General features: G+C 68.8%; 8 protein-coding genes and 1 pseudogene. 3 read left to right on the top strand and 6 right to left on the bottom strand.

What is annotated here, in order from left to right; all coding sequences use genetic code 11:
• The 3 genes from A9X03_RS10000 to fabG form a co-directional block, all read right to left on the bottom strand.
• On the bottom strand, nt 1-396 hold a 396-nt coding region (locus tag A9X03_RS10000; protein WP_197696050.1), incomplete at its 3' end, for a CoA transferase.
• The gene (locus A9X03_RS10005; protein ID WP_068260852.1) at nt 393-1,619 is read right to left on the bottom strand and encodes an acetyl-CoA C-acetyltransferase; all 1,227 of its coding nucleotides are present in this window, start codon (nt 1,617-1,619) and stop codon (nt 393-395) included. The genes A9X03_RS10000 and A9X03_RS10005, both read right to left, overlap by 4 nt.
• Nucleotides 1,616-2,413 carry a 3-oxoacyl-ACP reductase FabG gene (gene fabG, locus A9X03_RS10010; RefSeq protein WP_082950238.1) on the bottom strand — a complete coding sequence of 266 codons (798 nt, stop codon included), beginning with the start codon at nt 2,411-2,413 and terminating at the stop codon, nt 1,616-1,618. Before fabG ends, A9X03_RS10005 begins: the two co-directional genes overlap by 4 nt.
• A gap of 116 nt (nt 2,414-2,529) precedes the next feature.
• On the opposite strand from fabG, the gene A9X03_RS10015 reads away from it, so the two are divergent.
• From A9X03_RS10015 to A9X03_RS10025, 3 genes are read left to right on the top strand one after another with little or no spacing between them, the layout of a single operon-like run.
• Nucleotides 2,530-3,723, top strand: a complete 1,194-nt coding sequence (locus A9X03_RS10015; RefSeq protein ID WP_068260855.1) for an acyl-CoA dehydrogenase family protein — start codon at nt 2,530-2,532, stop codon at nt 3,721-3,723.
• The gene (locus tag A9X03_RS10020) at nt 3,723-4,544 is read left to right on the top strand and encodes a mycofactocin-coupled SDR family oxidoreductase (RefSeq protein WP_068260858.1); all 822 of its coding nucleotides are present in this window, start codon (nt 3,723-3,725) and stop codon (nt 4,542-4,544) included. The genes A9X03_RS10015 and A9X03_RS10020 overlap by 1 nt, the downstream gene beginning before the upstream one ends.
• 48 nt (nt 4,545-4,592) lie before the next feature.
• Nucleotides 4,593-5,021 (top strand): pyridoxamine 5'-phosphate oxidase family protein, encoded by a 429-nt coding sequence (locus A9X03_RS10025; protein ID WP_068260861.1) that lies wholly within the window; start codon nt 4,593-4,595, stop codon nt 5,019-5,021.
• Nucleotides 5,022-5,026: 5 nt separating this feature from the next.
• Here A9X03_RS10025 and A9X03_RS10030 read toward each other — a convergent pair whose 3' ends face one another.
• The 3 genes and pseudogenes from A9X03_RS10030 to A9X03_RS10040 form a co-directional block, all read right to left on the bottom strand.
• A complete protein-coding gene (locus A9X03_RS10030; RefSeq protein ID WP_068260864.1) occupies nt 5,027-6,103 on the bottom strand; it encodes a phosphotransferase family protein in 1,077 nt (358 codons plus the stop codon).
• Between the two features lie 87 nt (nt 6,104-6,190).
• On the bottom strand, nt 6,191-7,927 hold the full coding sequence (locus A9X03_RS10035; protein WP_068260866.1) for an ABC transporter ATP-binding protein: 1,737 nt from the start codon (nt 7,925-7,927) through the stop codon (nt 6,191-6,193).
• A pseudogene (locus tag A9X03_RS10040) lies at nt 7,924-8,218 on the bottom strand (iron ABC transporter permease); the annotation flags it as partial. The gene A9X03_RS10035 and the pseudogene A9X03_RS10040, both read right to left, overlap by 4 nt.

Consider the following 8,218-nt stretch of genomic DNA (forward strand, 5'->3'; position numbering starts at 1 on the left):
GTAATCCACGCCGGTAGAACCGTCACCGCGTCCGAGCAGCTGGACGTGGATGACGTCGGAACGTTTGGCGGCCAACGCGTCGTGACCGAGCCAGGACAGCCCGGCGGCGTTGGTCACCACCACGCCGTCTCCCTCGACGATGAGCCGCTGAACCAGGTCCTGCCCATCCGGGGAACGCAGATCGATGGCGGCAGAGCGCTTTCCCTTGTTCAGGCCGGTCCAGTAGATCGATGTACCGTTGGCCGCCAAGGGCCAGCGCTGGGCGTCGGAGGCACCGCCGATGGGATCGACCCGAATCACCTCGGCGCCAAGCTGACTCAGCGTCATGCCGCACAGCGGGGCGGCGACGAAGCTGGACACCTCCACGACCGTGAGACCGCTCAGCGGGCCGGTCACGTCGGGGCGACCCGCTCGAACACCGCGGCGAGGCCCTGACCGCCGCCGATGCACATGGTCTCCAACCCGTAGCGCGCCTCGCGGCGGTTGAGCTCGCGCGCCAGCGTGGCCAGCATCCGGCCACCCGTCGCACCGACCGGATGGCCCAGCGAGATGCCCGATCCGTGCACGTTGGTCCGCTCGTGGTCGGCGGCACCGAAATTCCATTCGCGCATCACCGCGAGCGCTTGCGCGGCAAAGGCTTCGTTGAGTTCGATGACGTCGATGTCGGACAGCCGCAGGCCGGCCTTGCCGAGCGCCGCCTCGGTGGCCGGCACCGGACCGATGCCCATGATGTGGGGAGCGACGCCGGCCAGCCCCCACGACACCAGGCGGACCAGCGGCGTCAGACCGCATTCGCGCGCCTTTTCGGGCGTGGTCACCACGCACATCGACGCCGCGTCGTTCTGCCCGCTGGCGTTGCCGGCGGTGACCGTCGCCTCCGAATCCTCGCTCGCCAGCACGGGTTTGAGCTTGCCCAAAGACTCGACCGAGGTGTCGGCGCGCGGATGTTCGTCGGTATCGATCAGCTCCTCGCCATGGCGGGTAGGCACCGCAACGGGAATGATCTCCTCTCCCAGCACGCCGTCCTTCTGCGCGGCAACCGCGCGCTGGTGCGACCGCACCGCCAGCTCGTCCTGCTCCAGCCGGGGGATGCCGTACTGGCGGCGCAGATTCTCGGCCGTCTCCAGCATGCCGCCCGGCACCGGGTGATGCCGACCGCCGGCGGTGGTGCGGCCACGCGCCAGCCCGTCGTGCACCCGGACACCGGTACGCGCTCCGCCCCAGCGCATGTCGGTGGAATAGAACGCGACGTTGCTCATGCTTTCGCAGCCGCCGGCGACGACGAGATCGTGGTCGCCATTGCCCACTTGCAGGCACGCCTGGATCACCGCCTGCAGGCCCGACCCGCAGCGGCGGTCGACTTGCATGCCGGGCACCGTGACCGGCAGCCCGGCATCGAGCGCAACCACCCGTCCGATCGCCGGCGCCTCACTGCTCGGATAGCAGTGGCCGAGGATGACGTCCTGCACCGTGTCGGGCGAGATCCCGGTTCGTGCGAGGAGGCCCTTCAGCGCGGCGACCCCCAGGTCCACGGCGGTCAGCGACTTGAACACCCCGCCGTAGCGGCCGATCGGGGTCCGGACGGGTTCACAGATGACCGTCTCGCGCATCGCGCTCATAGATGCCGGCCGCCGGTGATCTCCATGACGGTCCCGGTCATGTACGAGGACAGGTCGGAAGCCAGGAACAGCGCCACGCTGGCGACTTCACTCGGTTCGCCGGCCCGACCCATCGGCACCTCGGCGACCTTGGAATCCCAAATGCGCTGCGGCATAGCCTCGGTCATCGCGGAGCGGATCAAACCGGGGGCGATCGCGTTCACCCGGACGCCCAGGTAGGCCAACTCTTTGGCGGCCGCCTTGGTCATTCCGACGATGCCCGCCTTGGCGGCCGAGTAGTTGGTCTGGCCGACCATGCCGACCTTCCCCGACACCGAGGACATGTTGATGATGACGCCCCGCTTGTTCTCCCGCATGACAGCGGCGGCCAACCGGGTACCGTTCCAGGTTCCCTTCAAATGCACGGCGATGACCTGGTCGAACTGCTCCTCGGTCATCTTGCGCATCGTCGCGTCCCGGGTGATCCCGGCGTTGTTCACCATGATGTCCAGGCCGCCGAAACGCTCGACGGCGGTCTGGATCAGGGTCTCGACGTCGGACGCCTGCGTCACATCGCATCGGACCGCCACCGCGACGTCGTCGCCGCCCAACTGCTTCGCCACGACCTGGGTTTCTTCGAGATTCACGTCGCCCAGCACAACTCGCGCCCCCTCGGCGACAAAGCGTTCCGCGATGGCCAGACCCAGGCCCTGCGCGCCGCCGGTGATTACCGCGGTCTGACCTGTCAGCATCGACACCTGATTCCCGCCTCCCTCTGCTTTGGTCCCCGGGACGCCCCGGCAGTCGAATATCATATTTCATATAGGATCTGCTCCGGTGCCGGGTTCCCTATCCGGGCCGTCGCACTCGCCGGCCGCTCGCGGCTGAGTTATCCGCCACCAACGAGGTGCCAAAGTAGGAGCATCCGACCATGACCACCGCCGAACAACCCGAGGTCTCCGACGACGATTTTCGGGAGATCCTCGCCCAGACCCGTCACTTCGTCCGCACGGCAGTGGTCCCACGCGAACAGGAGATCCTCACCGAGGATCGGGTGCCCGACGACCTACGTGACCAGGCCAAGAAGATGGGGCTATTCGGGTACGCGATCCCGCAGCGGTGGGGCGGCCTCGGCCTGAACCTGATGCAAGACGTCGAGTTGGCGATGGAATTGGGTTACACCTCGCTGGCACTGCGCTCGATGTTCGGCACCAACAACGGCATCGCCGGCCAGGTCCTGGTCGGCTTCGGCACGGACGAGCAGAAATCCCGCTGGCTGGAATCGATGGCGTCGGGCGACGTCGTCGCATCCTTTGCGTTGACCGAGCCGGGGGCCGGATCGAACCCGGCCGGACTGCGAACCAAAGCCGTTCGCGAGCAAGGTGATTGGATTATCTCCGGGCAGAAGCGCTTCATCACCAATGCGCCCGTGGCCGACCTGTTCGTGGTGTTCGCGCGCACCCGGCCGGCCGACGACCAGGGTCCCGGGATCGCCGTATTCCTGGTCCCCGCGGACGCGCCGGGCGTCGAAGTCGGCAGCAAGGACGCCAAGATGGGTCAGGAAGGCGCGTGGACCGCGGACGTCGGCTTCAACGACGTCCGGGTCGAGGGCGGCGCACTGATCGGCGGCAGCGAAGACATCGGCTATCGGGCCGCGATGACCTCGCTGGCACGGGGCCGGGTCCACATCGCCGCCCTCGCGGTGGGCGCCGCGCAACGCGCGCTCGACGAATCCGTCTCCTACGCCGCCACCGCGACACAGGGCGGCACGCCGATCGGACAGTTCCAGTTGGTCCAGGCGATGATCGCCGACCAACAGACCGGGGTGCTCGCCGGCCGCGCGCTGGTGCGCGAGGCCGCGCGACTCTCGGTCTCCGGGGAAGACCGCAGGGTCGCGCCGTCGGCGGCCAAGCTGTTCTGCACCGAAATGGCAGGTAACGTGGCCGATCTCGCGGTGCAGGTGCACGGCGGCAGCGGTTACATGCATGGCGTCCCGGTCGAGCGCATCTACCGTGATGTGCGGTTGCTGCGGCTCTACGAGGGCACCAGCGAGATTCAGCGGCTGATCATCGGATCCAATCTCGTCAAAGCGGCGCAGCGCACGACCACAACGAAGGAGCGTTAATGGCAGGCAAGCTCGAAGGCAGGGTCGCGTTCATCACCGGGGCCGCCCGCGGCCAGGGGCGGGCGCACGCCGTTCGGCTGGCGCGGGAGGGCGCCGACATCATCGGCGTCGACATCGCCGGCAAGCTGCCGTCCTGCGTGCCCTACGACCCCGCGACTCCCGACGACCTTGACGAGACCGTTCGCCTGGTCGAAGAGACCAACCGGCGGATCATCGCGTCGATCGTGGACACCCGCGACTTCGAGGCGCTCCGCAAGGCGGTCGACGACGGCGTCGCCGCGCTCGGGCGGTTGGACATCATCGTCGCCAACGCCGGCGTCGCGGCGCCACAGGCCTGGAACGAGATCACACCCGAGGACTTCCGCGCCGTCATGGACATCAACGTGACCGGCACCTGGAACACCGTGATGGCCGGCGCGGACAAGATCATCGAAGGCGGTCGCGGCGGCTCGATCATCCTGATCAGTTCCGCGGCCGGCATGAAGATGCAGCCGTTCATGGTGCACTACACCGCCAGCAAGCACGCCGTCACCGGGATGGCCCGGGCCTTCGCCGCCGAACTGGGCAAGCATTCGATCCGGGTCAACAGCGTGCATCCCGGGCCGGTGAACACGCCGATGGGCTCGGTCGACATGGCCGTCGCGGTGGGCAAAGCCATGGAGACCAACCCGCAGTTGTCCAACGTGCTCACGCCGTTCCTGCCCGACTGGATGGCCGAGCCCGAGGAGATCGCCGACACCGTGTGCTGGCTCGCAAGCGACGAGTCGCGCAAGATCACCGCCGCCCGGATTCCGGTCGATCAGGGCTCGACGCAATACTGAGCGGTTCCGGGGGGAATAGATGACCGGGCTTTTTGGCTTGGAGGCGACATGAGGCACTTCACCGAGAGCGAACGTCAGGAATTTTTGGCCGGCTTGCATGTCGCGGTCCTGTCCGTCGACGCCGCCGACGGCCGGCCGCCGGCCAGCGTTCCCATCTGGTACGACTACACCCCGGGCGGGAACATCCGCATCATGACCGGGGCGTCCAGCCGCAAGGCGCGGCTCATCGAGCGGGCGGGCAAGGTGACGCTGGTGGTCCAGCGCGAGGAACCGCCGTATCAATATGTGGTGGTCGAGGGCTCCATTGTCGACACCGCCAAGCCCGCACCCACCGACGTGCAGGAGTCAGTCGCCATCCGCTACCTCGGCGAGGAGGGCGGCCGCGCCTTCGTCCGAAGCATGGAGGGCGTGGAAGAGGTGATGTTCACCATTCGCCCCGACCGCTGGCTCAGCGCGGACTTCACCGGCGACCTGTAGAGGTCTCAGCCGATCAGGTCCAGCGTTCCCAGCTCGCGGATCGCTTGACACCCTCGGGCGAGCATGGCCAGCACCATGTCGTCGCCCCGCTCGGTGGCGGCGGCGAAGGCAAAACCCAGCGCCGAGATCAGCGGCGCCTGCAGGACCCCGAGCCGGTAGTCGCGCCAACATGTTTCGCGGTCGTAGCCGGTGACGCCGCCGGCCGCCAGCGCGCGATGATAGTCACCCACGAGCTGTTCTTCGATGGTCGCGCGCAGCTGCGGATTGAGGCTGGTCGCGGTGAAATAGGCCAGATCCCGGGCCGGCAGCCCGACGCCGAGCGTCTGCCAATCGACCACGCTGACCCGGGTCCGGTCCGGGTCGAACAGCAGGTTGTCCAGGCGGTAGTCGCCGTGCAGCAGGGCGAACCGGTCGTACTCGGACAGTAACCACGGCGTCACCAGACCCATTGCCGCGCTGAAGGTCTCGCGGTCGTCGGCGCTCATCCGGTCGCCGAGCTTGTCGAGCGTGATGTCGGCGCTCATCTTCGCCACCTCGCCCATGCCGCCGGCGCCGGCCTCGTCCGGCCTGCCGAAGGCGATGCCCGGGAAATCGAGCCAGAATGGATCGCACCAGCTGGGCGCGTGCAGGCCGGCCAGGGCGGTGACCGCGAGTCGCGCTTCGGCTTCACCGCAGCCGGCGAGCTGATCGCCCTGCACGGCCGGCGCCTGATCGGCGAGCAGCAACGCGAAGTCCATTGCGTCGTCGGTGATCTCGGAATAGAAGCACTGCGGCGTCGGCACCTGCACCCGCTCCGCCACGGACGAATAGAACGCGCACTCGCTGCGATATCCGAGGACGACCCGGTCACGCACGGTGTCGTCCTGCGACGGCAGCTTGATCACGAACGTTTGCGGAAGGTCGACAGCCTCGGTCGCGTAGCGGGCGGTCACCCGATAGGTCGCGCCGGTCTGCCCCGTGCCGATCGGGGTCACGTCCACGTCGGTGACCTCGACGGCGGTGCCGCGTCCGCTCAGCGCGGCCGATAACCATTGCGGGGTTACGTCGGCGGGATACCGCGGAATCGACACCACAGCACTCATGAACAGCGCGCCTCCTGTACCCGGACGGCCCCGTCCGACTGACAAACTGTAAGGCATACCGCAAGAGTTGCGGTCAACTGCTTCACATTAGTCGGCGAGAATGCGCCATTCGGCGGCCTCGTGCTGCTGGCGCCAGAACTCGTCGAAACGTCCACCCGCCGCGAGCAATTCGCCGACAGTTCCGTCCTCGACCACTCGACCGTCGTCCAGGAACAGGACACGGTCGGCGTGACTGATGCTGGCCAGCCGGTGCGCGACGATCACCTGGGTGCGCGCCCGCGGATCGAGTGTCAGCGCGTCGACCACCGCGGCCTCGTTCTCGGTGTCCAAAGCGCTGGTCGCCTCGTCGACCAGCAATATCGGGGCCGGCTTGAGCAGCGCCCGCGCGATGCTGACCCGCTGACGTTCGCCCCCGGACAGCGCCGAGCCGGCTTCGCCGACGATCGTGTCGGCGCCCTCGGGCAACCGGCCGATGAGTTCGTCGACGCGGGCGAGGGTCACGGCCCGCTTGAAGCGGTCATCGCCGGCGCCGGGGTCGCCGGCGGACACGTTGTCCCGGATCGACCCGTGGAACAGGTAGGGATGCTGGAACACGACGCTGCTCGCCGCCCGGCGGGTCTCGGCGTCCAGCGTCGCCGCGTCGACGCCGTCGATCAGGACCCGGCCGCGGGTCGGTTCGTGCAGTCCGGCGATCAGCGCCAGGATGGTGCTCTTCCCCGATCCGGACGGGCCGACGATCGCCGTCGTGCTGCCCGGCGCCAGGGTGAAGCTCACCCCGTCGAGCACCGGCGCGGTCGCATCGCCATACCGGAACTCGACGTCGTCGAACTCGATGCGGGGCGCCGCCGCGGTGACGGGCAGCGTGGCGGGCCCGGAGCTCATCAGTGGCGCCGTGAGCACCGAACGGATGCGGTCGAGCGTCGCGCGGGTGCTCTCCAGGGCCGGGGCCAATTCGCTGATCGTGGTGAACGGTTCGAGGTAGCGCACGATGACGACGATCAAGGCGATGGCCTCGGGCACTGAGAGGGCCCTGTCGACCGTCAGCGCCGCGGTCGCCCCCGCCAGCAGGATGAGCGACAGCTGGCTGGCCAGGCTGAACAGCAGCTGACCCGGGACCTGCATGGACAGCAAGCGCATGGTCGCCCCGTGTTGCGCGGCGAGCGCGTCGCCGACCAGGCTGCGCGCCGGTTCGACCCGCCGTGCGGCCCGCAGCGCCTGCTGGGTGCGGGCGAATTCGATGATCCGCTCGGTGAGCCCGCCGTTGGCTTCGTCGGCTGCGGCGTCGGCGCGCCGCGTCAGTCGCGCTGAGGCCCACAGCGCACCCAAGAGCAGCGGCACGCCGCCGAGCGCGGCCGCGCCGAGCTGCCACGAGATCGGGAGTAGGGCGACCGCGATGGCGGCGGGCAGCAGGATGGCGGAGATCAGCGGCGTCAGCAGGTTGACGACCAGGCCGACCAGTTCCGGCCCGGTGGCGGCGATGGCCTGGCGCGCCGTCGCGGTGTGCTCGGCGGTGAACCAGTCCAGCCGCACGCCGGGCAGCCGGTCCGCGACGTCGTGCTGGCTGTGGTCGAGGACGGCGAACCCGAGATCGAAGCCGATGCGCGCGGTCGCGGTGTCGATCACCCATCCGACGACGGTGGCGGCCGTGAGCCAGGCGAGCCACCCGAGCGCGCGGTGCGGGTTGTCGAACAGGGCGCCCACCAACGGCACCAGCAGCACGGTGGCCGCCGCCCGCACCACTACGGACAGCAACGCGAGCGCGGCGTAGGCGATGACCCCGGCCCGGCGATCCGCGGGCACCAGCCCCAACCAGGTGCGGATCATCGCGTCCCCTCCCGAGCGGTGGTGGCGGCAACCGGGTCACGCCGGCCGCCTTCCCACAGCCGCCGGTATCGGCCGTCGGCGGCCAGCAACTCGTCGTGCGTGCCGCGTTCGGCGATCCGGCCGTGGTCGAGCACGACGATCTGGTCGGCTCCGGTGACCGTGTGCAGCCGATGGGCGATCACCAGGACGGTGCGATGCCGGGCCAGCCGGTTAAGCGCTTGCTGCACAAGGTATTCCGATTCGGGGTCGGCGAACGCGGTGGCCTCGTCGAGGATCAGGACCGGGGTGTCC

The organism is Mycobacterium sp. E1715, from assembly GCF_001667625.1.
Taxonomy (GTDB): domain Bacteria; phylum Actinomycetota; class Actinomycetes; order Mycobacteriales; family Mycobacteriaceae; genus Mycobacterium.

Excerpts from the sequence above, each read along its gene's own strand:
- A9X03_RS10005 (WP_068260852.1), bottom strand. The coding sequence starts at position 1,619 with ATGAGCGCGATGCGCGAGACGGTCATCTGTGAACCCGTCCGGACCCCG.
- fabG (WP_082950238.1), bottom strand. The coding sequence starts at position 2,413 with ATGATATTCGACTGCCGGGGCGTCCCGGGGACCAAAGCAGAGGGAGGC.
- A9X03_RS10015 (WP_068260855.1), top strand. The coding sequence starts at position 2,530 with ATGACCACCGCCGAACAACCCGAGGTCTCCGACGACGATTTTCGGGAG.
- A9X03_RS10020 (WP_068260858.1), top strand. The coding sequence starts at position 3,723 with ATGGCAGGCAAGCTCGAAGGCAGGGTCGCGTTCATCACCGGGGCCGCC.
- A9X03_RS10025 (WP_068260861.1), top strand. The coding sequence starts at position 4,593 with ATGAGGCACTTCACCGAGAGCGAACGTCAGGAATTTTTGGCCGGCTTG.
- A9X03_RS10030 (WP_068260864.1), bottom strand. The coding sequence starts at position 6,103 with ATGAGTGCTGTGGTGTCGATTCCGCGGTATCCCGCCGACGTAACCCCG.
- A9X03_RS10035 (WP_068260866.1), bottom strand. The coding sequence starts at position 7,927 with ATGATCCGCACCTGGTTGGGGCTGGTGCCCGCGGATCGCCGGGCCGGG.